Source organism: Gracilibacillus sp. JCM 18860 (assembly GCF_055395245.1).
Genome location: NZ_AP043868.1, coordinates 2189751 through 2215850 on the forward strand (window position 1 = coordinate 2189751; position 26100 = coordinate 2215850).

The window sequence follows — 26100 nt, forward strand, 5'->3', positions numbered from 1 at the left end:
GAGACTACTTATGAGTTATCAACAACTTTTAGCACAGCTAGGTATAAGCTATGCTCATCCTGGAGGATTACAGGCAACAAATAACTGGATGAATCGAATTCCATTAATAAATGTGAAAAATATACTTGAAATTGGTTGTGGAGTAGGAAAAACGGTGGAGCAGCTACGAAAGCTCACAAACACTCCTATTACGGCAATTGATCACAACGTGGAGATGGTGGATAAAGCGATGCCGCTTAGCAATAGTCTAGATGATGTAAGCATTCTTCCCTGTGATGTAGAAAATCTTCCATTTCCAGATCAATCCTTTGATCTTATTATCTGCGAATCTGTTCTGGCGTTTACGAATATTCGAAGAAGTTTAAAAGAAATAGATCGTGTGATGAAAGAGGAAAGCACACTAGTTCTCAATGAAATGACAATATCACCATCATTGGACCAATTAGATAGAGAAGTGATTCAGAATTTCTATGAAATGCCTCATTTATATACGAAAAAGGAATGGCTCACCCTATTGTTGGATTATGGATTTACGCGTATCGATGTACAGCAAATGAAAAAGCAAAGCCAAGATAGTGTGCCAACAGGTGCTATCACTGAGCTTAATGAACAACAGCTTTCCACACTCCAATCCCACTATCATTGGAATCAGCTCTACGACAAAGAGCTCTTAGCCTATTTATATATCGCACAAAAAGGATTGGGATACACATGACCATTCACCGAACAGATCAATGGTTAGATACCTATTTAGACAAAATAAAGACTTCCCAAAAACAACCATTGGTGGAACATCAAAAGCTGATTTGTAAACCGCTCACCTCCTTTTTTAGGAGCATAGATGAGAAGACACTACAAGAACACCTTATACGTCATGGATTATTTCTCCCCCACAAAAATAATTCTAAATATCTATCAGAGTGGTTAGAGAAAGACTTTTATCCATTTTTTAAGAAACTATATCAAAAATTGAAACGAGCATGGGACGGACCAGAGGCCGATATTTTTCTATTTCCATCCAATGAGAACAGCAGAGAACTTCAGGAACAATTTAAGGGAAACGCGGGGTTAAGCTATCCTTCAAAGCTTTTTCTATTCCTATCACCTAAGGCAACACCTAAGGCTTTAACAGCACTTTTTTTACATGAATACAGCCATACGTGTAGGCTTCATTACTTTGAAAAGGCCGAGGAGGACTATACCTTATTAGATGCCATTATTTTAGAGGGGACGGCAGAATATCTTGTTCGAAGGTTACTCGGTTCTTCCTCTGGAAGTCAAATTATCCAAACCCTCTCCGAGAAACAAGCAAAGGCCTTATGGGATAAATGGATAAAAAAATATCGGGATATTAAGCGGCTTGATGCAAAGCATGATCTTATAATGTATGGGAAACACGGACTCCCTAACCATCTTGGCTATAACATCGGCTATTACCTTGTATCTAATTATGCAGCTAAGCAAAACTACTCCTCCAAAAAAATACTATATACCCCAAATGAGGAGTTTCTCTCCATTATCAAAGGATAGAAAAATGGTGCAAATGCCAGTTAACAGGTGTCCACTCCATTATATCTAACTCACATAACGTAATAGTAGTGCTATTATCATTCTTTGAAACATGGAGAAAGGGGAGCGAAATTTTGTCTCGTCACTATGATTTTTGTCGTCAAAACGTTGGGCGTCCAGTTAAGATTGTTACTCACGATGGTCAGACACATAGAGGAATAATCCGTAAAGTCAATCCTTCCAAGGTGTTTTTAGATCCGATTGATGGGAATCGGGGTCCTGGTGGATATGGAATTGGCTATTATGGTGGATGGGGTTGGGGTGGATTTGGCCTCGGCATTGCTTTAGGGGCCATTGCTACTATCGCCTTTTTACCATTCTTCTTCTGGTAGAAAAGTAGAAAAAAGGTTGGGCTTCATGCCCAACCTCTATTATTCTCCAAATGCCTCCAATATATCATCGACCGTTTTCTCAAAAGCAACGATTCCTCTATTGGTCCAATTGCTTGCATCTGTTATTCGATAAACCTGCTCATTTTGGACAACAGGAAGGCTCTTGTACACTTCACTGTTTTGTAATGTTTGAATTCCCGCAGCATCTTCCTCCCCTAGTAAGAAGAGGTGATCTGTTTCTAATTCCGCAATTTTTTCTAATGATATCGGATTCCACGTTTCTTCGGCTTCACCGAGTTCAACCGTTAGTGGTGATGGCTTTAAGCCCAATTCACCATAGATTACCTCACCAGTATGTCGATCTTGTTCAAACATGAAATATTGATCCCCTATCGCCCATAATACAGCTACTGTTTCTTCACCAACTGTATCGGAGAGAGCTTCCTTCGCACTGGCAATCTTCTCCTCATATTGATCTATACGATCTTCCGCTTCTTGTTCCTTACCTAATAACTTTCCAACAATAGTTACTTGCTTCCGCACATCTGCTAGATCCTCTGGTTTAAATACATAGGTTGTCGCAATATTTTCGTAATCGGATAATTGTCCTTCCATATTATCTAACGCACTTAGTATAAGAAGATCCGGCTCATAGCTCAATGTTTGCTCTAATGGCATATTCCATTCTATGGTATCCACATCTGCTAGCTCATCCTGTAAATACTCCTGTGGTGATCCACCTAGGAACCACTGAGCAACAGGCTTCACTCCAAGAGCAACTAAGGCATCCTCCATATATGGTGCAATAATTCTTTCTGGCTTTTCAGAGATGGTAACCTCTCCGTTTTCTCCTTCTACCGTAACAGGACTAAATTCACTTGTATCTTCTGTATTTGATTCTTCTGTATTATCATCATTTTCTTGTTCATTTCCACCACATGCTGCTAGGAAAAATAACATAAACAGTAATATAGCTAAAAGGCTTTTCTTCATGCTTCATTTCCTTTCTTTCTTAGGTAATATAGTGATTATGATATTCATTTTCAATTGAAAAGTCAAATGATTCAGTCAAGCTCCCCTATGATTTCTTACCTATTCCTTTCATCACAGCGTTTAACTAAAATTGGTTTATTAAGTAATGGACGGACAGTAACCTAGCGTGATAAGCTTAAAGAATACCTGTACATTTGTATAAGAAGGGAAAAAAGATGCAAGCAAATTACCATAAAAAACAAAAATTACATTTTGTCTATATAATTATCGGCATTTTATTTTTAGGTTTGGCGATGATTGGTTCCATTATCTATGGTTCCACCGATATACATCTATCAACCATATTTGACAGTATATTTCACTTTAATCATGACAATTCACAGCATTTGGTCATTCGGGAGATCCGTTTACCACGCGGGATTGGCTCGGCATTTGTCGGTGCCTTTTTAGCCGTGGCTGGTGCCATTATGCAGGGTATGACACGAAATCCCCTTGCCTCCCCTTCCATCATGGGAGTTACAGATGGGGCAGGATTAGGATTAGTTACCGTTCTTGCCTTCTTTCCTGCGCTATCGACACTAGGTCAAACGTATGCCGCTTTTATCGGGGCGGGAATAACAGTCATCGTCGTATTTATTATCGGTAATGCCTCAAAGACAGGGTTAACCCCGGTTAAACTAGCATTAGCTGGTGTTGCTATTGGTACTTTCGTTCAGTCCATCACATCGATTATCTCCTTACACTTCCAATTGGAAAAGCAGCTAAGCTTTTGGATTGCAGGTGGTCTTGCTAATACAGACTGGTCGACGGTCAAAATTTTAATTATTACAGGAACAGTGGGGCTCATTATCGCTTTATTTATTTCTAATTCTCTTACTCTATTAAGTCTTGGCGATGATGTAGCTACTGGATTAGGTCAAAAAAATATCCTTATTAAAGGCTTGGCGATCATTTCTGTATTTATGCTTACAGGGGCAGCAGTGACAACAGCCGGAGCAGTTGGATTCATCGGATTGATTATTCCACATATCGTTCGTTTTTTAGTCGGGAATGACTATCGTTGGATATTGCCGATTTCTGCAGTGTTTGGAGCAGTCCTACTTGTTGCTTCAGATATTGTGGCAAGAATGGTTAATGCTCCTTATGAAACACCAGTTGGGGCCATCACTTCGATAATTGGAGTGCCTTTCTTCCTGTATTTAGCGCGTGATAGAGGGGGAAGTAATCTATGAAAAAAAAGAAATATATGTTGATTATAAGCTTACTTATTTTGGCGATACTCGCTAGCAGTTTACTCAGCTTAAACCTTGGGGTTATTTCTATTTCTCCGATGGAGGTTTGGAATACCATCATTGGTCAAGGAACCAAGCAACAAGAGCTTGTTTTATTCGACTTTCGTCTACCAGGTATTGTGCTGGCATTACTGATTGGTATGGGACTCTCGGTATCAGGATCTGTCCTACAATCGATTACTCAAAATGAATTAGCAGAACCAGGGATTATCGGAATTAATGCTGGGGCAGGCTTTTTCATTGTGCTATTTATCTATTTTTTCCAAGAAGTCATCCCAATCAATTCTAGTCTATCTATTTTTAGCATGCCGATTTTTGCATTACTTGGTGCTTTCACTGCAGCAGTCATCATTTATTTATTATCCTGGCGTAAAGGAATAAATCCCATACGACTGATCCTTGTCGGCATTGGGGTTAACGCTGGATTTGGTGCTGCCTTAATCATCTTTCAGCTAAAAATGGACCCACAGGATTTCAGACAAGTAACGGTTTGGCTATCAGGGGATATATGGAATGCTGACTGGTTATTCGTCTATGCTCTATTGCCATGGATGCTTGTTTTCATTCCTTTTGTTATTTGGAAGTCCAATACTTTAAATGTGATGACATTAACAGATTCAATTGCTTCCAGTTTAGGTGCAAGAGTTGAGGCAGAAAGATTGTGGCTTTTATTTGCTGCTGTCGCACTAGCAGGTGCCTCGGTAGCAGCGGGGGGAGGCATTGCCTTTCTTGGCTTAGTAGCCCCACATATCGCCAAACGAATTGTAGGGCCATTACATCAATATATGATTCCTGTTGCTACCCTAATCGGTGCTTTTATTCTCATTACAGCTGACATTTTGGCACAGAATCTATTCTCCCCAACCTCGTTGCCTGTCGGAGTGATCATTGCTTTATTGAGCACACCTTACTTCATTTATTTACTGTTAAAAGCGTAAATTGGCTAGGACACCCTCTTGTCTCTAGCCTCTATTCTTTTAATGATGCCGTCTTGCAAAATCTACGAATCGGAATTTATCTGGTCTATGTCTTGATTCTGTGTATTGAAAAAGACTAGCATCGTCTAAATATACATAATTTTTGATGACAACAATATTGTGAAAGCCTTCAAGGTCTAACAACTCCCTATCTTCTTCTGTCGGCTCTTCGACAACAATTTCTTTTTTAGCAAAGCTAATCGTTAATTGGAGTTCATCTTCTAAATGTACGTAAATCGAATCACTAGCAATTTCTTCGGACATATAGGGTACATATTTTTTTAATAAATAGTCTTTATCTAAAATAATTCGACTACCAGAAAAGGATCTAGAACGAACGACCTCCCATACTTGCTCCTTCTTGGTTAACTTTAAATGGTGACGAATAGGGGATGGAGCTTCAATTAGTTGGCATTTGTGTACTTTTGTTTTGGGAGCTTGTCCGAGTTTTTCCGTTAATTCCTTAAAGCTAACCAAACCAGAGACAGGAAAATCAAACTTGCTTCGATCGATAACTAAGGAGCCCTTCCCTCGGATTTTTTGTATATAACCATTTTGCGCCAGTAAATTTAAAGCTTTCCGTATGGTTTCGCGCGAGGTTTGGTAGCTTTCCGTTAACTCATTCTCTGATGGTAAGAAATGATTTGCTTTAAATTCACCTTGGTCTATATGGTTGACCATTTCTTGATAGATCACCATGTATTTATTCTTCATGATAAAATCTCCTGTTTATTTTCTTTCATAGTATACGAATGATTCAAATGGGCGAAGTTTTACCTTTTGCAGATCCTCAAAGTCTGTCGTGTAATTCGACAAAATAACTTCCCCATTTGCTGTGAAGCCTGTTTCGTCTTCTGGTAACTGAAAGATGGCTTCATCCTCGTAGAAGTTATTCACTACAAGCATCTGCTCCTCTTCATTCTCTCTTATATAAGCAAAAATGGCAATGTCATCAGGTAAAATATGTCGATAGGTCCCATCTGTGATGACCTGATAATCTTTTCTTAGCTGAATCAGCCTTTGATAATGATAAAAAATAGAATCCTGATCCTCTAATGCTTGTTCGGCGTTTATATGACGGTAATTTTTTGCTACTTCTATCCAAGGAGTACCAGTAGTAAAGCCTGCATTTACCTCCTTGTTCCATTGCATTGGTGTTCTCGCATTGTCTCTAGATTTATTTTTTAGAATATCTAGTATCTCTTCCTCCTTCATCCCTTCTTTCTTTTTCATATGATACATATTAATGGACTCAACATCTCGATATTGATCCATCGAAGTGAATTTTGGATTGGTCATACCGAATTCTTCCCCTTGATAAATGTAAGGAGTACCTTGCATAAGGTGAATAGTGGTCGCAAGCATTTTGGCAGACGCTCGATGGTATGTGCCGTCATCACCGAATCTTGAGACTATTCTTGGTTGATCATGATTACACCAAAACAAGGCATTCCAGCCACCACCAGCTTGCATACCTGTCTGCCAATCAGATAAAATCTTTTTTAATTGTATAAAATCGAAGGGAGCATTTACCCATTTTTCTCCATTCGGATAATCTACTTTTAGATGGTGGAATTGAAAGGCCATATCAAGCTCTTCATTTTCTGGATTCGTGTACTGTATACAATCTGCTAATGTTGTCGAAGACATTTCTCCAACGGTTACCGTTCTCCTTCCTTGAAATACTTGTTGATTCATTTCATGGAGATACTCATGAATTCTCGGTCCATCTGTGTAAAATTTTCGCCCATCTCCAGGTAATATTGATCCATCATCATTTAAAAAGCGCTGATCTTTGGAGATTAAATTGATCACATCCAATCGAAAACCGTCCACCCCTTTGTCCAACCAAAAATTCATCATCTTGTACACATCCTGTCGAAGACTTTCATTCTCCCAATTTAAATCTGCTTGTGTTACATCAAATAAATGGAGATAATATTGTCCCCTTGCTTCGTCATATTGCCAAGCAGACCCACCAAACTTGGATTGCCAATTATTCGGTGGATGTTCTTTTTCTCCATCTTTCCATATATAGTAATTTTGATAGTGTTTGTCTTCACGGTTTCTGGATAGCTTAAACCATTCATGCTCTGTTGAAGTATGATTGACGACAATATCCATGATAATCTTGATACCAAGAGCGTGGGCCTCTTTTATCAATTGATCAAAATCCTCCATCGTTCCATATTCTGGATGAATCGAAAAATAATCCGAGATATCATACCCATTATCCTGTTGAGGAGATGCATAAATAGGTGTTAACCAAATAATGTCCACACCTAATTTTTTGATATAATTCAGTTTTTGGATAATCCCTTGTATATCGCCTGTTCCACTACCTGTTGTATCCTGGAAGCTTTTCGGATAGATCTGATAGACGGTAGACTTTTGCCACCAATTTTCCTTCATTTTGTTCACCTTCTTGTTAGACTGAATAGAGATCGGGTTATAAAGAGATAGGGAAGGCTTTATCCACTTGATAAGTGCCATTTTGAGGACGGGCTCTGGCGTTTTGGGCTTTATCCACTCGATAAGTGCCATTTTAAGAGCAAGCGCGGGCATTTTGGTACTTATTCTTGTTTTTACTACCATTTTATGCGAAATCGCGGGTATTTTGGCACTTATCCTCATTATTACTGACATTTCAAGAGATGTTTCCAGTAGTTGGAAGAACAAATCTGCCCATTACTTTTTTGATACCATGATGCTTAGCCAGATGTTTTTTTAGATTCTCTTTATCCCTATTTCATTATAACCCTCTTTATTTTTTAAGATTTCCCTAGGCGCTCGTAAGCATCCCTTCCTATTTTCATTTTTGCCATTACAACTGTCAGGATAAATGGAACGACAATCGCAATAATCATTGCAAGAGCAAACATTAGCATATCTGGAACCTGGATCGACAGTATACCTGGGATTCCACCTACACCAATGGAATTTGCCATAACACCAGAGCCGACAGAGATAATCGCCGCAATGGAGGAGCCAATCATTCCTGCAAAAAATGGAAACAGATATCTTAAGTTAATACCAAACATTGCCGGCTCAGTTACTCCTAAATAACAAGAAATGGCCGCCGGAACAGAAACTTGTTGTTCTTTCTTATCTTTTCGATTTAAATATATGATAGCTACTACTGCTGAACCTTGAGCAATATTAGATAGTGCAATCATTGGCCATAGGATCGTTCCATCAAATTCACTCATCAACTGTAAATCGATCGCATTCGTCATGTGGTGAAGACCAGTTATTACAAGCGGAGCATAACTAAAGCCGAACACAGCAGCAAATAACCAGCCAAACCCAGAGGTTAAACCAGAATAAACAACATTAGAAATCCACGAACCGATTTCCCAACCAATTGGTCCTAGTACAACATGGGCGATTAACACTGCAGGAATCAGTGCAAAAAAAGGTACAAAAATCATTGAAACTACTTGCGGGATAACTTTTCGTAACCATATCTCTAAATAAGCGAGGACAAATCCTGCTAATATGGCAGGAATGACTTGAGCTTGATATCCTATCATATCTACCTGAGCAAATCCGAAGTCCCATACCGGAATCTCCTCCGCTCCTGCAACTCCATAGGCATTTAACAATTGAGGAGAAACAAGTGTAATCCCAAGCACGATTCCAAGCACTTGTGTTGTTCCCATCTTACGGGATATTGCCCAAGTAATCGCAACAGGTAAAAAGTGAAAAATGGCTTCCCCTATGAGCCAAAGAAAATCATAGACTCCTGTCCAGAATTGGGAGGTTTCAATTAATGTTTGGGTCCCATCATTCACCATTTTGATTTCACCAATAACATTACGAAAGCCGAGGATCAAACCACCTACTACCAATGCTGGTATAATCGGTGTAAAGATATCCGCTAAATGGGCAACCATTCGCTGTAAAAAATTCATATTTTGCTTCGCAGCCTCTTTAGCATCTTCCTTTGAAGTATCCCCAACTCCTGCTATTTTGGTAAATTCATTGTAAAAGGAGGCCACTTCATTACCAATTATTACTTGAAATTGACCTGCCTGTGTAAACGTTCCTTTCACTAGAGAAATGTCTTCAATTGCTTCTACGTCCGCTTGTTTAGAGTCATGTAAAACAAACCGCATTCTCGTCGCACAATGGGTCACAACCGAAATATTTTCACTTCCGCCTACCTTTTCCAGCAGTTCTTTTGCTGGCTCGGTATATTTACTCATGATTCTTCCTCCCCTTACCCTGTATATACATGTAATGATTTCGCTTTCATTCTATCTTGTATATACAAGTTTGTCAACAAAAAAATATATTGGCTACAGGAGTTTGGCGTTGTGATAAGGAAAACAGAGCAGGATGATCTGCTCTGTTAACTTTTAAATCAAAAATCAACGGAATCCCTGTCAACGTGTCCATCATTCTCCATAATGATTTTTAATGCTTCTTGAAGATCCTCTTCCTCAACTTTTGCTTCTAATACATGCTCTCTCGCCGAATCATCATTACTTTGCTCAGCTGCTGCAATAACACCACCCGCTGCACCCGTTGGAGAGCCTGTGCCTGTTCCCGTAGAATTGTTACCACCATATGTTAATGGAACTAGAAAAATAGAGCCAATTCCCTCCTCCGGTAATTGATCGACTCGTAAATCATTCGTTTTTAGTTTATTCAAAAGTGCTTTAACTGCTTCTGCGTCATTCTCGGTTTTGAAAAATGCTTGTATAGTTTTATACATTGTTATCAACCTTTCGAATATTAGATTTGTTGTATTTAATGTACCCGTTTTCACAAAGATTAAACTAAAAGTTAATTTTCTTTTAATTTATTGATTTTCATCTAGTGTTTTTACTCTGTTCTAGTAAAATAGGAGAAAGGTTGTTTTTTTAAAAATTGTCGTTGATGGGGGGAAATAAAATGGGAAGGTTTTCCAAACAAGAACGAAGTTGGATGTTATATGACTGGGGCAGTTCTGCCTTTTCTGTTATTATTACTACCGCTATATTCCCGATTTATTATAAGGCACAGGCAGCTAGCGCTGGGATTGAGAACGCTAATTCCACGGCATATTTAGGCTATACGATATCCATCTTCACCTTTATATTAGCTATACTCGGTCCTATTCTAGGAACGATTGCAGATTATCAAGGCTATAAAAAAAGATTTTTCTTAAGCTTTTTAGGACTAGGTGTTTTTTCGACCGCATCACTTGTTTTTGTCCCTGAAGGACAATGGATATGGCTTCTTATTTTCTATACACTTGCTTCCATTGGTTCCACAGGTGCCAATATATTCTATGATGCTTTTTTAGTAGATGTGGCGGATAATAAACGTATGAATAAAGTGTCATCACAAGGCTTCGGACTTGGATATATTGGGAGTACTATTCCCTTCCTTCTTAGCATTTCCATTATCTTACTATCTCAACAAGGCATTATTCCGATTTCCAGTACATTTGCGAGTCGCATTGCCTTTCTCATTACTTGTCTCTGGTGGGCGGTATTTTCTGTACCGATTATTCGCAATGTAGGACAGGTTTACTTTATTCAACGAGATACAAAACCAGTTCTACAAAGCTTCATTCGATTATTTGAAACCATGAAACATATCAAACAATATAAACATTTAAGTATTTTTTTGATCGCTTACTTTTTCTACATAGATGGAGTAGGAACAATTATTTCGATGTCTACTGCATATGGGACTGATGTAGGGATTAGCTCGACTGTCTTATTAGTCGTACTATTTGTTACCCAGGTGGTTGCAGCACCTTTTGCTATTATTTATGGGCGGCTTGCAGATAAATTCTCTGCTAAGACGATGCTATTTATTGGTTCTTTTATTTATATCATTGTCTGTATCTATGGATATTTTCTAGAGACAGCGATTGATTTCTGGATACTGGCAATGCTTGTAGCGACCTCTCAAGGTGGTATTCAGGCACTAAGTCGTTCTTACTTTGCTAAACTGATTCCAAAGGAGAAAGCGAACGAGTTTTTTGGCTTTTACAATATTTTTGGAAAATTCGCTTCGATTACAGGACCATTATTGCTAGGTATTACCGCTCAATTAACAGGTCAATCTAATATGGGAATATTAAGCTTGATTGTACTGTTTGTATTAGGGATGATCGTTCTATCCTTTGTTCCTTCTGATAAAAAAATAAAGTAGCTATAGCGAAACCTATCTCAATACGGCATCAATCATATCTCATATCAGTATTGTTTAGCTGTTTTTGATATAATAGACTTATAACTAATGGTATTAATTCAAAAGCAAACCTTACCATTTTGAGAATAAAATTCTGAACTTTCAGGATAATCAAACAAATATTGGTGTCACGCTTATGCTTTATATATATCAAAATTCAAATTAAGGAGAGAACAAATAGACTATGACAAACGCTAATCAAGTCGCACAAAATTATGTGAACGATGTATTTGAAACAGTCAAAAAACGTAATCCTAATGAGAGCGAATTTCATCAGGCTGTCAAAGAAATCTTTGATTCATTAGTACCTGTTTTTGAAAAACAGCCTTTATATATGGAGCAAGGAATTTTGGAAAGAATGGTAGAACCAGAAAGAATTATTTCTTTCCGTGTACCTTGGGTTGATGATAATGGCAAAGTGCAAGTGAATCGTGGTTTCCGTGTTCAATTTAATAGTGCTATTGGCCCTTATAAAGGTGGACTTCGCTTTCACCCATCCGTTAATGCAAGTATTATTAAATTCTTAGGCTTTGAGCAAATTTTTAAAAACTCACTAACTGGGCAACCAATTGGTGGAGGTAAAGGTGGATCAGATTTTGACCCTAAAGGGAAATCTGATGGAGAAATTATGCGCTTCTGCCAAAGCTTCATGAGTGAGCTTTCTAAATATATCGGACCTGATACAGATGTACCAGCTGGTGATATCGGTGTAGGTGCGCGAGAAATTGGTTACTTATTCGGTCAATACAAAAAAATGCGTGGGCAAACAGCAGCAGGTGTCCTTACTGGTAAAGGACTCAATTATGGCGGAAGCTTAGCACGTACAGAAGCTACAGGATATGGTACTGTCTATTTCGTACAAGAAATGTTAAAAGATCAAGGTGATAGCTTCCAAGGAAAAACAGTAGTAGTATCAGGGTCTGGAAACGTGTCCATCTATGCCATAGAAAAGGCTACAGAGCTCGGTGCTAAGGTTGTAGCATGTAGTGACTCTAGTGGTTATATCTATGATAAAAATGGAATTAACCTTGAGACAGTTAAACGTCTTAAAGAAGTTGAGAGAAAACGTATCAAAGAATATGTAAATGAACATCCAGAAGCAGAATATACTGATGGATTCGAAGGAATCTGGTCCATCCCTTGCGATATCGCACTTCCATGTGCAACACAAAACGAATTAAACACGGAGTCTGCGAAGACATTAGTAGAAAATGGTGTCAAGGCTGTTGGAGAAGGGGCTAATATGCCTTCAACGCTTGAAGCAATTGATGTATTCTTAGAAAACAAGGTATTATTTGGACCTGCTAAGGCTGCCAATGCTGGTGGTGTTGCCGTTTCTGCATTAGAGATGGCTCAAAACAGTGCTAGACTTTCTTGGAAATTTGAAGAAGTGGATGAGAAATTGCAGGAAATCATGGAAAATATCTACAAAAACAGTATAACCGCTGCAGAGGAATATGGTCATCCAGGTAACCTAGTAGTCGGAGCAAACATCGCTGGATTCTTAAAAGTAGCAGATGCAATGGTTGCACAAGGTGTCATTTAATAAAAGAAATGGAACAAAAGTATAAAATGAATGATAAACTCTCCCTAAGGTATGTCTACCTTAGGGAGAGTTTTTGTTGTAATACATTAGTATATTTATCGTTCGTCTTATGATTCAACTATTTTAGTTATGCCTTCTTATTTCTATCTTCTTTCCATCAAATTTATTCCAACTCCCATACAGATAACTCCCATTAAGAACAGCGTAGCGAGTGATTGAACATTCTCTGCTAGTGATTGTTGATAGATTGTCACGCCTTTTAATGCATCCATCGCATAAGTAACAGGAATACCTTTAGAAAGAGCTAAAACAAAATGATTCTCCACAATTTCAATCGGCCAATAGGCGCCCCCAAGCATTGCCATACTCACTGCTACAATTGGTACGATAGCGCCTAGCTGGGAGGATTTCCTTACAAAACCGATCAAAAGCATCCCCAATGAGACAATAGCAAATGTGTATAGGGCAACAATGGATAGAATCTCTAGCCAATAAGAACCTATTTCGAAGCCAAACAAGTAGTAAAACATGACAAAAACAATGATTATCTGTGTCATCCCAATGATAAAGGAATAACTTAAATATCCGATGTATATTTGCCATTTTTTAATCGGAGATAAAATAAGGCGATCCCAGCTACCACGTTGTTTTTCTTCTGCTACCTCACTTAAAGTAAAAACAATCGTATAGATGGCAAAGAACAGAGTCATTCCAAATAATGCATGAAGCTTATTATCAAAAACAAAGAAATCTCCATCTGTTTCACCAACTGAAGCTTTTACAGTTACTGGTGGATTATTCTCTTTATTCTCTACAATCGTCTCAACTTGATTATTACCTGTCTGTTTTATCACTTGATCTATTTGATTGTTTTCCATATATAAATTACTTAAAAATTGATCCACTATAGCTTGATTCGAATCCTTCGTGCCAGTGATAAAGGTGTAGGAGTCAGAGGAGACTCTTAGACCAAAAGAGGCATTGCCTAAAGCAACCTGCTCTTTAATAACCTTTTCCTTAATAGGTTGAAATGTAAAACCATCTAATTCATTTAACTCCTTGATCCAGTCATTTTGAGCTTCTTCACTTATTTCATCAGAAAAACTAGTCGGAATAGGAATCGTGGATTGATCGGTTGATCCCCCGATAAAAAAAATGAATAGCATTGTCATCACAATCATCGATACAATCATTAAAGGCTGCCTTTTAAGACGCTGCCATTGCAGTATAAAAATCGATTTCATGTCACAGTCCTCCTTTTCGGGAAGATAAAAATACTACATAAAAAGATAACGAATGTAAGAATAGTTAAGCGAAGCAGATATGGAAAAATATCATCTAATGCCAGTCCTTGATTTGCGAGCATATATGCTTGCATAACCATGCCATTTGGTGTCCAACTCCCAATTGTTTGAATAATAGGAGGTAGCGTAGTTGTAGGGATAAAGCTTCCACCAAGTAATGCAAGCACACTTGTAATACCTGTAGCAAACATACTTGCTATGACACTTGAACCTGATCTAACGGTGATAGCAGTTAAAATGCCACCAATTGCCCCAATAGCTAATGCATACAAGACTGTGATCAGTCCTATTCTAAGGACTATTTCCCAAGAAAAAGGAAGAAATGATTGTAAAATAAGACTGGATAGGCCAAATAATAAACCTATCTGGATGACTGTTAAGACAACGACCGATAACACCTTGCCTGCTAAATAGTGAAAAGGGTGCTTTCCACTTAAATGAATTCGATCCACTACCTGCTGGTCGGTTTCTGTATAAGCTTTTGAAGCCATGGCAGAGGCAATATAGAAAGCAAACATTACTGCCATACCTATGGTGTAGTATTCCATAGAGGAGATTGGATCTCTATCTGTCACGGTTTCTTCTTTCCTTATATCCTCTAACACAACTGGCTCTAATGCAGCTTTATTTACCCCGTCCACACTGGCTAACGCTGTTTCAAAATTTAGTTTTTGGCTAAATTGTTCTACAATATTTTGAAAAATTGTGCCGATTAAATTGGCATGTTCTCCCTTTATAACCCTCAAGGTTGCCGTCACTTCTTCACCTAAGAAAACATTCTGTAATGTGTGATATGTGAAGTTATCTGGAATAATTAAGATGGAATCCACCTCTTGATCTGCTAATTGTTGCTTGGCATCCGCTTCTGACATTTTTTCTAGTACGATTTGTTCAGATAGATCATTTTCCAAAACCTCAAGTAGTATTGTTTTCGGTGAAAATGATTGCGCAGCTTCCATTAATGGTTGCTTCGCCTCATTAGGCAAAGAGGATTGCTGTAATTCTTGAGAGAATTCGGTGATCCCTTGCTCTGTCTTATCCTCTTCTACAAGTGCAACTTTCATTTCAAAGGCACTTCCATCTCCGCCCATTAATCCTTTTAACGCAAATCCTAAGATCACGATCAAGACAAATGGCATTAATAAAATAGTGATTAATTCGGTTCGATCCCGCCATAATATCTTTAGATCTTTCTTCCAAAAAGTTAACATAAGTGCACCTCCTAATCACGCAAGCTTCGACCAGTTAAGTGTAAAAACACATCTTCTAATGAAGGAATTTGTACGTTCGCACTGAGTATTTGAACATGTTCCTTTTCCGCTAATTGAAAAATCCTTGCAAGATTCCTACTCTTCTTTGGAACGATTAGCTTCATATTACTTTCTGATTCGGTAACATTTAAAATCCAATCTTGTTGTGCTAGTAGTTTCGCGAAGGAGGCATTTGATTGATCAAGGGTAAGGTCAATGGTCTCTTCACTGGACAAAATACTCGTTAACTCCTCTTTCGTTCCTGTCGCAATCACATTGCCATGATCCATTATATAAATTCGATCACAAAGTTTCTCTACCTCCTCCATATAATGAGAAGTATATAGAACAGTCATTCCCTTCTCCTTGTTTAAGGTACGAACCATCTCTAGAATATAATTTCTAGACTGAGGATCAATACCAACCGTTGGCTCATCCATGATAACTATTTCAGGCTCGTGTAATAAGGCTACAGCTATATTGACACGTCGCTGCATCCCGCCAGAGTATTTTTTCACCTGCTCCTTTTGTCTATCTCTAAGCCCAACTAATTCTAGTACTTCCTGTGCTCTTCTTTCCAATTCCTTTCCACTAAGACGATATATCTTCCCGAAAAATTTCACGTTTTCATAGGCAGATAGCTCCTTATATAAAGCTATTTCTTGAGGAACAACACCTAATATTGGTCGTATGATGTTCGGGTTTTTGATAATATCCTGCCCTTCCCATGTCACTGTCCCTGAGGTTGGTTTGACCAATGTAGCCATCATCGAAATCATGGTGGATTTACCTGCCCCATTTGGCCCTAATAACCCTATAGACTCTCCTTTTTGAAGATATAAATTTGCATCATCAACTGCTACTTGCTTTTTAAACACCTTGCGTAATGATACTGTTTCTAACATGCCAATCCCTCCTATATGTCCTTGACCATATCTCCTATTAATAAGTGTAATAAAAAAAAGACAGTACGAACACTGTCTCTAGTCATTTCTTTTATGACTCCAGTCACTATTTTATACATAGTCATTTTGAATAGCATAAATCGCGAGCTGAGTGCGATCTCTCAGATTTAATTTATGTAGTAATTGACTAATATGATTTTTCACCGTCCCGACGGATAATGCTAGCTCTGTTGCTATTTCTTTATTGTCCTTCCCTTCCCCTAGTAAGTACAAAATATCCTGCTCCCGCCTTGTTAAGCTAGGGTGTTCTTTCTTGACAACAGCAGACTTTTTCTCCAACAGTTGTGGGATTACTTTACTCGCTACCTCCCCTGGTAACTGCAATCCACCCTTCATACAACCCTTGATCGCATGAATTAACCAGCTAGCATCCGCATCCTTTAATAAATATCCATGTACTCCTATTTTCAATGCTTCGACTGCATATGCTTCATCGTTAAAAGTTGTTAACATCATTATTTTCATTTCAGGCCATCTTCCAAGCATTTCTCTTGCGGCCTTTAAACCATCCATTTCCGGCATACGAACATCTAAAATGGCTATATCAAAATATTCTATTTCCCTTAGCTTTAAGGCTTCTTTCCCATTGCCTACTTCTCCAGTCACCTTTAAATCGGGATCTGTTTCGATCATCATTTTGATCCCTTGTCTCACCAATACCTGATCCTCTGCTAATAAGATTTTAATCAATTTTCCTCATCCTTTTGGTTAATCGGGAAGCTTCCCCGAACAATGAATTGACTATCATATGCGAGAACCTCCAAATGACCATTTATTGCTTGAAGTCTTTTTCGCATCGATTTTAGGCCAAATCCTTCTGTTAATTGTATCGGACGGGATAGCGCATTATGAACTTCCAGTCGAAAATGACTATTGCCAGGAGCCTCAAAAATGATCTCTGCTTTCTTTGAATCACTGTGACGCATCACATTGGTTAGTGCTTCTTGAATACACCGATAAACAACACTCGCCTGTGTTGGACTTAAAGATACAGAAAGCGCATTTTGTCTCATAGAAAAGGTAATCGAAAGGAAGTGTTCTGCTTCAATCTTCCGAATTAATTGAATAACGGCAGACATCCCAGTAATCTGTTCATTTTGTAGTGCCTTTACTGCTTGGCGTGTTTCGTTAAGACTTTCCTGCGCTAATGATTTTACCTGTTCCCAATCCTTTGGATCATTTTCGTTTTTAAGGCGAAATGTTTCAATTAACATAAGCAAATTGGTCAAGGAATGACCAGCTCGATCGTGAATCTCTCGACCGATTACTACTCGTTCCTGCTCTCTAATATGCTTTTCCTGTGTGATCGAATTACGTTTTAATTGCCGGTGTGTATGTAATAGAGTCTTATAACGCAGCTCTAATTCTCTTAATCTTGTAGCATTCATTTGATAGATCGATAATCCTATGGCTATTAATACATAGATGTAGCAAAAGATTAAACCATTAAAAAGGCTAAAATACGGATAAGTAAAAATGGTTAACAAAAGAAAAACAAGAATCATAATCGTCCAAAAGTAATGTTTTTGAAAGGTTTCTGCAGCACTTACTAAAACAAGAAGAAATAAAAGGAAAACGAAAGGATTGAGTGTTGAAAAACTAGGTAAAATAAAAGCTATGGTGATAATCACGAGAAAAAGCAGCCATAGAGTAAAATGCATCTTCTGTTTGTATTTTACGACAGAGGTAAAAAATAAAACTCCTAAGCCAAAAGCGGACATCATAAATAGAAAGGCAACACTACCTCCCGCTTGAATTCCCATCCATGTTGTCCCCGTCCAGGTGATAAACCAAATAATAAGCCATGCCCAGTAGAAATAACGCATCTTGATCCTCCATTTTCCTTAAACTAACGTCTGTAATTTCTCCGATGGTAGAAGTCTTCCTTTATTATAAACTGGTTGTGAACGAAATGCACCGTTGATTTAGTGAATGATCTGAAAACAGATTACTAGCAACCTCCTTCTTTCTATTTTATACTATTTAGGAAAGCGCTTAAAATATAACAAGGAGTGATCGATATGCAATACCGCCGTTTAGGAAATACTGGATTAAAAGTAAGTGAAATTAGTCTAGGAAGCTGGCTTACATATGGAGGGTATGTTGAAGAAGAGAAAGCAATCGCCTCTATTGATAAAGCCTATGAGCTTGGCATTAACTTTTTTGATACAGCAAATGTCTATATGCGAGGGGATGCAGAAAAGGTCGTCGGTAAAGCATTAAGAAAATACCCGAGGAGCTCCTATGTGCTTGCGACAAAAGTTTTCGGAAAAATGGGAGATGGTCCAAACGACCACGGCTTATCGAGAAAACACATCGTAGAACAATGTGACGCGAGCTTAAAGCGACTTGGACTTGACTATATCGATATCTACTATTGTCACAGATACCACCAAGACACCCCTTTAGAGGAAACATTACGAGCGCTTGATGATTTAATTAGACAGGGAAAAGTTTTATATATCGGTGTTAGTGAATGGTCGGCAGAGCAAATGACAGAAGCTATTCATCTAGCTGACAAAAAATTGCTTGATCGTATTGTCGTCAATCAACCGAATTACAGTATGCTTCAACGCTACATCGAAAAAGAAGTGATCCCTGTAGGTAAAAAGCATGGAATTGGACAGGTTGTCTTCTCTCCACTTGCACAGGGTGTACTAACTGGTAAATATAAAAAAGGACAAGCAATTCCTGAAAACAGTCGGGCAGCTCAAAAGGATATGAATCTATCACGTATTCTAACGGAAGACAATCTAGAAAAAGTAGAAAAATTGAAGGCCATTGCTGCAAATGAAAACCTATCCCTTGCTCAATTAGCCATTGCGTGGATCCTACGTCAAGAAAATGTAGCGAGCGCACTTGTGGGAGCAAGTCGTCCAGAACAAATCGAAGAAAATGCAAAGGCATCTGGCATCACACTTTCCCAAGAGACATTAGCTAAAACAGAGGAAATTCTCAGTTAAGGTGATAAAATGGGCGGTCTAGCTGCCCATTTTCGTCCCATCTATTGGACTATTTGCATATATATAAAAATATATATTAACAATTTTTACAAAAAATCATGTTGACATTTCCTGTTATTCGGTTTATCATTACATTAAATATTCATAAAAGGAATTCTTATCCAGAGAGGTGGAGGGGCAGGCCCAGTGAATCCTCGGCAACAGGTTCTTACAAATGAACACTGTGCCAAATCCTGCGGGACAGCTTTAGGTTGTATCCCGAAAGATAAGAAGTGTAGATTGATTACAAGACTTCTTATCTGAACAGATAAGAAGTTTTTTTGATGAGAAAGACGATTAAAAGGAGGAGAAATATGTCAGAACAAGCAATTACCTATGCTCATTATGAAGAAAGTTTTTGGAATGAGTTCACGCCTGGTGAAGATGACCCGACAAAAGGGGCTGAGCAAATCATTAATTGGGCTTACAAAAGCTATGGAGACTCACTCGTTTATGCTTGTAGCTTTGGGGCAGAAAGTATGGTCCTAATAGACTTAATTGCTAGAGTGAAGCCAGATGCTTCATTAGTTTTTCTCGACACAGGCTTACATTTTCAAGAAACCTATGATCTGATTGATGAAGTGAAAAACAAATATCCTTCCTTACAAATAACGATGAAGCAACCTGAATTAACAGTAGAGGAGCAAGCAGAAAAACATGGATCCGCTCTTTGGAAGAGAAATCCTGATCAATGCTGCTACCTTCGAAAAGTAAAACCATTAGAGGAGGTTCTGAGCGGAGCTGTTGCTTGGATATCCGGACTTAGAAGAGAGCAATCCCTAAGTCGTGCGAAGACTCAATTTGTTAACAAGGATGAAAGATTCCAATCTGTTAAAATATGTCCCCTTATCTATTGGACCTGGGATGATGTTTGGGACTACATCAAAAAACACAACCTCCCATACAACGCTTTACATGATCAGAACTTTCCAAGCATTGGATGTATACCTTGTACCTCCCCTGTCACTAATTCAGACGATGAGCGTGCTGGTAGGTGGAGTTCTTTTAACAAAACAGAATGTGGTTTACACACTACAACGACACCATAGAAAATAGATGGTTAAATTTTTATGTCTATAACTAAGTAAAACTATCGGAATAATGAAAATCAAATAATATTCCCATAACATAATATAATGGAGAGGTGATCTTATTGGCCTTACAAGTGGTTAACAGCCCATTTGATGAACGACAAACAGAAATTTTAAATCAATTATTGCCAACCTTAAACGATGCACAGAAAAATTGGCTTGCCGGCTACCTTGCTGCATCTCAATCAGCAGCACCACCTGAAACGACGAAGCAAGTGACTAAAACGAGCGAGACAGCAACAAGAACCATTACTATCTTATATGGATCAGAAACAGGGAACAGTCAAACAATTGCCGAACAGTTGAATGATCAATTAAAGGCATCGGATCGAAAAACCGTGATTTCAAGCATGGATGATTTTAAGGCAAAGAAATTAAAAGAAGTGGAGGATCTCTTAATTGTTACCGCGACACACGGTGAAGGAGATCCACCAGATAATGCGATACAATTCCATGAGTTTTTATTAGGAAGAAAAGCACCTAAGTTAGATAGTGTAAGATTCTCTGTCCTCTCTTTAGGGGATGAATCCTATGAGCATTTCTGCCAAACAGGGAAGGATTTTGACAAACGTTTAGAGGAATTAGGTGCTACACGTATTCACCCACGCGTGGATTGTGATGTCGATTATGAAGAATTAGCCGAGGAATGGATGAATGGTGTATTAAAAGTATTAAACGAGGACAGCCAAACTCAGGCTTCAGAGCAGCAGGTCCCCTCCTCCCCTGCAGAAGCACCAATATACTCCAAGAGTAATCCATACCCAGCAGAGGTCCTAGAAAATATAGACCTAAGTGGAAGAGGCTCGAACAAGGAAACGAGACATATTGAATTGTCATTAGAAAACTCTAACCTAAGCTATGAACCAGGCGATTGTCTAGCTATCTATCCAAAGAACAATCCCGAGCTTGTTCAGGCAGTCATCAATAAACTAGATTGGAATGCAGAACAAACGATACCTATAAACAAGCAAGGGGAAATTCGCTCGATCCAAGAGGCATTAACCTCTATCTTTGAAATTACAAAACTAACAAAAGGAATGCTCGAAAAAGCTGCAGGATTTTTTGATAATGAAAAGCTTACCAAGCTAATAGAGGATAGTGACAAGATGAGGGAATATATACATGGCAGGGACTTACTAGATCTAATCCTTGATTTCACACCGAGCAATTTGGACCCTGCCTCCCTTATGCACTGGTTAAGGAAAATTCCTGCAAGACAATATTCGATCTCAAGCAGTTATAAGGCAAATCCTGATGAAGTTCACTTAACGATTGCTACGGTTCGCTACCACACCCATGGACGTGATCGTCATGGCGTGTGCTCAGGCGAGATTGCAGAGAGAATTCAACCTGGTGATCAATTGAATGTATATGTTCATCGAAATCCGAATTTTAAGTTTCCTTTTGATGATAGCACACCTGTTATTATGATTGGTCCAGGAACAGGAGTTGCTCCATTCAGAGGATATATAGAGGAACGAGAAGAGCTTGAATTAAAGGGGAAAACCTGGCTATTCTTTGGTGATCAACACTTCCGATCAGACTTTTTATACCAGGTCGATTGGCAAAATTGGCTAAAGAATGGCTATCTAAGCAGGATGGATGTTGCATTTTCAAGAGATTCTGCTGAAAAGATATATGTGCAGCATCGAATGCTAGAAAAAGCAAAAGAATTATTTTCCTGGCTGGAACAAGGTGCACATATATATGTTTGCGGAGACGAAAAGCGAATGGCAAAGGATGTGCATCAAACACTCCTAACCATTATTGAACAAGAAGGAAAGCTTAGCTCTACAGAGGCAGAAGCCTTTTTGAATCAATTAAAGCAAGAAAAAAGATACCAACGTGATGTCTATTAACACAGAGGAATCAGGAGTCTAATAAGAAATAGGGAGAGGAGAAGTTTTATGGCAAATCAAGATCAAAAGAAGCTTGATCCAATAGAAAAATTAAAAGAAGATAGTCGATTCCTAAGAGGGACAATAAAAGAAGGCTTAGAAGACCCACTAACTGCCGCTATTTCCGATGATGATACAAAGCTTTTAAAATTCCACGGGAGCTATCAGCAGGATGATCGAGATGTAAGAGATGAAAGAAGAAAACAAAAATTAGAGCCTGCCTATCAATTTATGCTTCGTGTGGCTATTCCTGGGGGTGTCGCTACACCAAAACAATGGCTGGCAGTCGATGATCTTGCCCAAAGATATGGGGATCATTCGATTAAATTAACCACGAGACAGGCATTCCAGCTCCATGGTATTTTGAAATGGAATCTAAAGGACACGATTAAAACCATTAATGAAGAGCTAATGACGACCATTGCAGCCTGTGGTGATGTCAACCGTAATGTGATGTGTAATCCGAACCCATACCAGTCGGAGGTTCATGAACAAATACAAAACTGGGCTCAACGTATTAGTGACTACCTTTCACCTAAAACGGGTGCCTATCATGAGATATGGCTAGATAATGAGAAAATCATCGATTCCAAACAAGAGGAAGAACCGATCTATGGCAAAACCTATCTACCACGAAAATTTAAAATCGGAATTGCCGCACCTCCTTCCAATGATATTGATGTCTTTTCACAGGATCTTGGACTCATTGCGATTATTGAGAACAATGAAGTGATCGGCTTTAACATTACGGTAGGTGGTGGAATGGGCTCTACCCATGGCAATACAAATACTTACCCACAATTAGGAAGAATTGCTGGCTATTGCGCAAAAGAGAATGTAATTGATGTAGCTGAAAAGGTCGTAACAATCCAACGAGATTATGGTAATCGAAGCGACCGTAAAAATGCCCGATTTAAATATACGATTGATCGCTATGGCTTGGATTGGTTTAAAGAAGAACTCACTAATCGCCTCGGATACGAGCTAGAAGAAGCGAAGCCCTATCACTTTGACCATAATGGAGATCGTTATGGCTGGGTAAAAGGGAAAAACAGATGGCATCTTACCTTATTTATTGAGAATGGGCGTGTGAAGGATACAGAGGATTATAAGTTAATGACAGGACTGCGTGAGATTGCCAATATTCATACCGGAGACTTCCGCCTTACACCAAATCAAAATTTAGTTATTGCCAATGTTACCGCAAAGAAAAAGCAAAAAATTCAGGAAATCATCGATGCTTATGGCCTAACAGAGGGAAAGCAATATTCAGGGCTGCGGAAAAATTCGATTGCATGTGTGGCGCTTCCCACTTGTGGCCTAGCAATGGCAGAATCTGAGCGCTACCTCCCTTCTTTAATCGACAAGATTGAAGATATTTTGGAGAAAGAAGGCTTAAAAGAGCAAGAAATCGTAATCCGTATGTCCGGCTGTCCAAACGGATGCGCAAGGCCAGCGCTCGCAGAGATTGCCTTCATCGGCAAAGCACCAGGTAAGTATAATCTTTATTTAGGTGGAAGCTTTATTGGGGACAGACTAAACCAATTATATAAGGAAAATATCGCAGAAGCAGAAATACTAGCAACCCTCCAAGAATTATTTAGAGAATATGCTACAGAAAAGGAAGAAGATGAGTATTTCGGTGACTTCGTTATTCGTAAAGGCTATGTCGATGCTGTTTATGATGGACGAAACTTCCACAAAGAAAAGAAAGGAGTCTTATAATGACCGTATTAAAAGAAGAAGCAAAGCAAACAATAGCCGCTCACGGCGGGAAATTAGTTAACAGAGAACTAAAAGGGGCGGAACGAGAAAAAGCAATAGAAAGAGCGCAAGATTATCCATCACTTACTATCAATAAATGGGGCGTATCTGATTTAGAATTAATTTCGATTGGTGGCTTTAGTCCACTCACGGGCTTTTTGGGAGAGAATGATTATCTCGAGGTCGTAGACAATTTACACCTTGCTGATGGTACTGTCTGGAGTATTCCGATTACACTTGCCGTTACAGAAGAAGAGGTCGATAAACTAACGATTGGAAAGCCTGTTGCCCTATATGGTGAAGACGGTGTATTATACGGTATTCTCGATTTGGAGGAAGCCTATCGCTATGACAAAAAGAAAGAAGCTCAAAATGTTTATGGTACAACAGATGATTCCCATCCTGGCGTCAAAAAGCTTTATGAAAAAGGCGACATTTACTTAGCTGGGCCGATTCATTTAGTGAATCGGCCAGAGCACGAAGGATTTGAGGACTTTTATTTAGATCCTATTGAAACTCGCCAGCTCTTCCAGGATCTTGGCTGGAAAACAGTTGTCGGCTTCCAAACGAGAAATCCTGTTCACCGTGCGCATGAATATATTCAAAAATGTGCATTGGAGTCTGTCGATGGTCTTTTGTTAAATCCATTAGTGGGGGAGACAAAGGCTGATGATATCCCTGCAGATATTCGAATGGAAAGCTATCAAGCGATATTAAAACACTATTACCCTAAGAATCGTACGAGACTAGTTATTTATCCAGCAGCTATGCGTTATGCTGGTCCAAGAGAAGCGATTTTACATGCTACTGTTCGTAAAAATTATGGCTGTACGCACTTCATCGTCGGGCGTGATCATGCAGGAGTTGGTGATTTCTACGGAACCTATGAGGCACAAGAGTTAATTGCTCAATATGAGGAAGAATTAGGTATTCACATTTTCAAATTTGAGCATGCCTTCTTCTGTACAAAATGTGAGAACATGGCCACCCAAAAAACCTGTCCTCATAATAAAGAAGATCATGTTCATCTAAGTGGTACAAAGGTAAGAGAAAAGCTACGTAATGGTGAGCCTCTACCTCGACAATTCTCTCGTCCTGAGGTAGCAGAAATATTAATTAAAGGGCTGCAGAGAGGGGCTAAAGCATGACAAAGGCAACCAATATTGTGTGGCATGAATCGGCGATTACGAAAGAGGATCGCTTAAAGCTAAATGACCACCAAAGTCCAGTGCTTTGGTTTACAGGTCTATCTGGATCAGGAAAATCAACGATCACTGTAGCGTTAGAAAAGGCACTATATGAAAAGGGAATTCGCACATACCGCTTGGATGGTGACAACATTCGTCATGGGTTAAATAATAACCTAGGGTTTAGTCCAGAAGATCGCAAAGAGAATATCCGTCGTATCGGAGAGGTCTCCAAATTAATGAGTGATGCAGGTCTGATTACACTAACCGCCTTTATTTCTCCTTATCGAGAAGATCGAGATAATGTGCGACAACTATTAGCTAAAGGAGATTTTATCGAGGTCTATATCAAATGCAGCTTAGAAAGCTGTGAAGCTAGAGACCCTAAAGGGCTTTACCAAAAAGCGCGTTCAGGTGAAATTAAACAGTTTACTGGTATCGATGCACCTTATGAAGAGCCCTTGCATCCAGAGCTAGTCGTGAATACAGAACAAAACTCCATTGAGGAGTCGGTAGATATAATCCTTGCATATTTACGAACCAATCAATATATCTAAGCTGAATCGGTTGAAGTTAGAGCAACTAGCTTCAATCGATTTTTTTATCCGTTAAGGGCGAATTATATTCCAGTACATAATTGGGCAAAATAAGGATATGGAGTGACTTCCATTAGAGGAGTTCATTTTATCACAAGAATGTTCACTATTGTTCATAAGGCAATTTTCATGAGGGGAATAC

23 protein-coding genes and 1 riboswitch are annotated in these 26100 nt (G+C 38.8%); of the genes, 13 read left to right on the forward strand and 10 right to left on the reverse strand.

All coding sequences use genetic code 11. The annotated features are described in order from the left end of the window. Positions 1-10 precede the first annotated feature (10 nt). The 3 genes from ACZ5R4_RS11005 to ACZ5R4_RS11015 all read left to right on the forward strand — a co-directional run bounded on the left by ACZ5R4_RS11005 (position 11) and on the right by ACZ5R4_RS11015 (position 1901). Positions 11-715 (forward strand): class I SAM-dependent methyltransferase, encoded by a 705-nt coding sequence (locus tag ACZ5R4_RS11005; RefSeq protein WP_054860165.1) that lies wholly within the window; start codon positions 11-13, stop codon positions 713-715. Then, positions 712-1530, forward strand: a complete 819-nt coding sequence (locus ACZ5R4_RS11010) for a DUF2268 domain-containing putative Zn-dependent protease (protein WP_109983119.1) — start codon at positions 712-714, stop codon at positions 1528-1530. The genes ACZ5R4_RS11005 and ACZ5R4_RS11010 overlap by 4 nt, the downstream gene beginning before the upstream one ends. 113 nt (positions 1531-1643) lie before the next feature. Continuing rightward, positions 1644-1901, forward strand: a complete 258-nt coding sequence (locus ACZ5R4_RS11015; RefSeq protein WP_109983120.1) for a hypothetical protein — start codon at positions 1644-1646, stop codon at positions 1899-1901. Between the two features lie 39 nt (positions 1902-1940). Here the strand turns inward: ACZ5R4_RS11015 and ACZ5R4_RS11020 are convergent, their stop codons facing one another. Next, on the reverse strand, positions 1941-2894 hold the full coding sequence (locus ACZ5R4_RS11020; RefSeq protein WP_109983121.1) for an ABC transporter substrate-binding protein: 954 nt from the start codon (positions 2892-2894) through the stop codon (positions 1941-1943). A 215-nt stretch (positions 2895-3109) separates the two neighbouring features. Between ACZ5R4_RS11020 and ACZ5R4_RS11025 the strand changes: the two genes are divergently transcribed. Together ACZ5R4_RS11025 and ACZ5R4_RS11030 are read left to right on the forward strand one after the other, a co-directional pair. Next, positions 3110-4126: a FecCD family ABC transporter permease gene (locus ACZ5R4_RS11025; protein ID WP_464367301.1), complete on the forward strand. Its 1017-nt coding sequence runs from the start codon at positions 3110-3112 to the stop codon at positions 4124-4126. Further along, on the forward strand, positions 4123-5124 hold the full coding sequence (locus ACZ5R4_RS11030) for a FecCD family ABC transporter permease (RefSeq protein WP_109983123.1): 1002 nt from the start codon (positions 4123-4125) through the stop codon (positions 5122-5124). Before ACZ5R4_RS11025 ends, ACZ5R4_RS11030 begins: the two co-directional genes overlap by 4 nt. A 39-nt stretch (positions 5125-5163) precedes the next feature. Here ACZ5R4_RS11030 and treR read toward each other — a convergent pair whose 3' ends face one another. The 4 genes from treR to ACZ5R4_RS11050 form a co-directional block, all read right to left on the reverse strand. Further along, positions 5164-5877, reverse strand: coding sequence for a trehalose operon repressor (gene treR, locus ACZ5R4_RS11035; protein ID WP_054860162.1), 714 nt, complete (start codon positions 5875-5877; stop codon positions 5164-5166). A 15-nt stretch (positions 5878-5892) separates the two neighbouring features. Continuing rightward, complete coding sequence (treC, locus tag ACZ5R4_RS11040; protein ID WP_464368486.1) at positions 5893-7575, reverse strand: alpha,alpha-phosphotrehalase; 1683 nt, start codon at positions 7573-7575, stop codon at positions 5893-5895. A 359-nt stretch (positions 7576-7934) separates the two neighbouring features. Next, positions 7935-9371 (reverse strand): PTS system trehalose-specific EIIBC component, encoded by a 1437-nt coding sequence (gene treP / locus ACZ5R4_RS11045; protein ID WP_109983125.1) that lies wholly within the window; start codon positions 9369-9371, stop codon positions 7935-7937. A 158-nt stretch (positions 9372-9529) separates the two neighbouring features. Beyond that, a complete protein-coding gene (locus ACZ5R4_RS11050; RefSeq protein WP_054788276.1) occupies positions 9530-9883 on the reverse strand; it encodes a hypothetical protein in 354 nt (117 codons plus the stop codon). A gap of 179 nt (positions 9884-10062) precedes the next feature. Here ACZ5R4_RS11050 and ACZ5R4_RS11055 point away from each other — a divergent pair, with 179 nt between their 5' ends. Further along, positions 10063-11316: an MFS transporter gene (locus tag ACZ5R4_RS11055; RefSeq protein WP_054860161.1), complete on the forward strand. Its 1254-nt coding sequence runs from the start codon at positions 10063-10065 to the stop codon at positions 11314-11316. 223 nt (positions 11317-11539) lie between these two features. Beyond that, the gene (gene gdhA / locus ACZ5R4_RS11060; RefSeq protein ID WP_464367302.1) at positions 11540-12901 is read left to right on the forward strand and encodes an NADP-specific glutamate dehydrogenase; all 1362 of its coding nucleotides are present in this window, start codon (positions 11540-11542) and stop codon (positions 12899-12901) included. 143 nt (positions 12902-13044) lie between these two features. Here the strand turns inward: gdhA and ACZ5R4_RS11065 are convergent, their stop codons facing one another. The 5 genes from ACZ5R4_RS11065 to ACZ5R4_RS11085 form a co-directional block, all read right to left on the reverse strand. Further along, positions 13045-14145 carry an ABC transporter permease gene (locus ACZ5R4_RS11065; RefSeq protein WP_109983128.1) on the reverse strand — a complete coding sequence of 367 codons (1101 nt, stop codon included), beginning with the start codon at positions 14143-14145 and terminating at the stop codon, positions 13045-13047. Continuing rightward, positions 14142-15416, reverse strand: a complete 1275-nt coding sequence (locus ACZ5R4_RS11070) for an ABC transporter permease (RefSeq protein WP_109983129.1) — start codon at positions 15414-15416, stop codon at positions 14142-14144. Before ACZ5R4_RS11070 ends, ACZ5R4_RS11065 begins: the two co-directional genes overlap by 4 nt. Before the next feature lie 11 nt (positions 15417-15427). Further along, entirely contained in the window at positions 15428-16360 is a 933-nt protein-coding gene (locus ACZ5R4_RS11075; RefSeq protein ID WP_464367303.1) for an ABC transporter ATP-binding protein, read from the reverse strand. A 111-nt stretch (positions 16361-16471) separates the two neighbouring features. After that, positions 16472-17110, reverse strand: a complete 639-nt coding sequence (locus ACZ5R4_RS11080; protein WP_109983131.1) for a response regulator — start codon at positions 17108-17110, stop codon at positions 16472-16474. Then, complete coding sequence (locus ACZ5R4_RS11085; RefSeq protein ID WP_109983132.1) at positions 17107-18246, reverse strand: sensor histidine kinase; 1140 nt, start codon at positions 18244-18246, stop codon at positions 17107-17109. Before ACZ5R4_RS11085 ends, ACZ5R4_RS11080 begins: the two co-directional genes overlap by 4 nt. A gap of 195 nt (positions 18247-18441) precedes the next feature. On the opposite strand from ACZ5R4_RS11085, the gene ACZ5R4_RS11090 reads away from it, so the two are divergent. The 6 genes from ACZ5R4_RS11090 to cysC all read left to right on the forward strand — a co-directional run bounded on the left by ACZ5R4_RS11090 (position 18442) and on the right by cysC (position 25919). Then, positions 18442-19383, forward strand: a complete 942-nt coding sequence (locus ACZ5R4_RS11090; RefSeq protein WP_464367304.1) for an aldo/keto reductase family protein — start codon at positions 18442-18444, stop codon at positions 19381-19383. Between the two features lie 154 nt (positions 19384-19537). Continuing rightward, positions 19538-19655: riboswitch (SAM riboswitch) on the forward strand. A gap of 81 nt (positions 19656-19736) precedes the next feature. Next, a complete protein-coding gene (locus tag ACZ5R4_RS11095) occupies positions 19737-20471 on the forward strand; it encodes a phosphoadenylyl-sulfate reductase (RefSeq protein WP_109983134.1) in 735 nt (244 codons plus the stop codon). A gap of 104 nt (positions 20472-20575) precedes the next feature. Next, the gene (locus tag ACZ5R4_RS11100) at positions 20576-22372 is read left to right on the forward strand and encodes an assimilatory sulfite reductase (NADPH) flavoprotein subunit (protein ID WP_277678040.1); all 1797 of its coding nucleotides are present in this window, start codon (positions 20576-20578) and stop codon (positions 22370-22372) included. 48 nt (positions 22373-22420) lie between these two features. After that, the gene (gene cysI / locus ACZ5R4_RS11105; RefSeq protein WP_464367305.1) at positions 22421-24136 is read left to right on the forward strand and encodes an assimilatory sulfite reductase (NADPH) hemoprotein subunit; all 1716 of its coding nucleotides are present in this window, start codon (positions 22421-22423) and stop codon (positions 24134-24136) included. Next, positions 24136-25323 carry a sulfate adenylyltransferase gene (sat, locus tag ACZ5R4_RS11110; protein ID WP_277678042.1) on the forward strand — a complete coding sequence of 396 codons (1188 nt, stop codon included), beginning with the start codon at positions 24136-24138 and terminating at the stop codon, positions 25321-25323. Before cysI ends, sat begins: the two co-directional genes overlap by 1 nt. After that, positions 25320-25919, forward strand: coding sequence for an adenylyl-sulfate kinase (gene cysC, locus ACZ5R4_RS11115; RefSeq protein WP_054788284.1), 600 nt, complete (start codon positions 25320-25322; stop codon positions 25917-25919). The genes sat and cysC overlap by 4 nt, the downstream gene beginning before the upstream one ends. Positions 25920-26100 lie beyond the last annotated feature (181 nt).

Coding starts and splice junctions, on each gene's coding strand:
- ACZ5R4_RS11005 (WP_054860165.1), top strand. CDS start 11: ATGAGTTATCAACAACTTTTAGCACAGCTAGGTATAAGCTATGCTCAT.
- ACZ5R4_RS11010 (WP_109983119.1), top strand. CDS start 712: ATGACCATTCACCGAACAGATCAATGGTTAGATACCTATTTAGACAAA.
- ACZ5R4_RS11020 (WP_109983121.1), bottom strand. CDS start 2,894: ATGAAGAAAAGCCTTTTAGCTATATTACTGTTTATGTTATTTTTCCTA.
- ACZ5R4_RS11025 (WP_464367301.1), top strand. CDS start 3,110: ATGCAAGCAAATTACCATAAAAAACAAAAATTACATTTTGTCTATATA.
- ACZ5R4_RS11030 (WP_109983123.1), top strand. CDS start 4,123: ATGAAAAAAAAGAAATATATGTTGATTATAAGCTTACTTATTTTGGCG.
- treR (WP_054860162.1), bottom strand. CDS start 5,877: ATGAAGAATAAATACATGGTGATCTATCAAGAAATGGTCAACCATATA.
- treC (WP_464368486.1), bottom strand. CDS start 7,575: ATGAAGGAAAATTGGTGGCAAAAGTCTACCGTCTATCAGATCTATCCG.
- treP (WP_109983125.1), bottom strand. CDS start 9,371: ATGAGTAAATATACCGAGCCAGCAAAAGAACTGCTGGAAAAGGTAGGC.
- ACZ5R4_RS11050 (WP_054788276.1), bottom strand. CDS start 9,883: ATGTATAAAACTATACAAGCATTTTTCAAAACCGAGAATGACGCAGAA.
- ACZ5R4_RS11055 (WP_054860161.1), top strand. CDS start 10,063: ATGGGAAGGTTTTCCAAACAAGAACGAAGTTGGATGTTATATGACTGG.
- gdhA (WP_464367302.1), top strand. CDS start 11,540: ATGACAAACGCTAATCAAGTCGCACAAAATTATGTGAACGATGTATTT.
- ACZ5R4_RS11065 (WP_109983128.1), bottom strand. CDS start 14,145: ATGAAATCGATTTTTATACTGCAATGGCAGCGTCTTAAAAGGCAGCCT.
- ACZ5R4_RS11070 (WP_109983129.1), bottom strand. CDS start 15,416: ATGTTAACTTTTTGGAAGAAAGATCTAAAGATATTATGGCGGGATCGA.
- ACZ5R4_RS11075 (WP_464367303.1), bottom strand. CDS start 16,360: ATGTTAGAAACAGTATCATTACGCAAGGTGTTTAAAAAGCAAGTAGCA.
- ACZ5R4_RS11085 (WP_109983132.1), bottom strand. CDS start 18,246: ATGCGTTATTTCTACTGGGCATGGCTTATTATTTGGTTTATCACCTGG.
- ACZ5R4_RS11090 (WP_464367304.1), top strand. CDS start 18,442: ATGCAATACCGCCGTTTAGGAAATACTGGATTAAAAGTAAGTGAAATT.
- ACZ5R4_RS11095 (WP_109983134.1), top strand. CDS start 19,737: ATGTCAGAACAAGCAATTACCTATGCTCATTATGAAGAAAGTTTTTGG.
- cysI (WP_464367305.1), top strand. CDS start 22,421: ATGGCAAATCAAGATCAAAAGAAGCTTGATCCAATAGAAAAATTAAAA.
- sat (WP_277678042.1), top strand. CDS start 24,136: ATGACCGTATTAAAAGAAGAAGCAAAGCAAACAATAGCCGCTCACGGC.
- cysC (WP_054788284.1), top strand. CDS start 25,320: ATGACAAAGGCAACCAATATTGTGTGGCATGAATCGGCGATTACGAAA.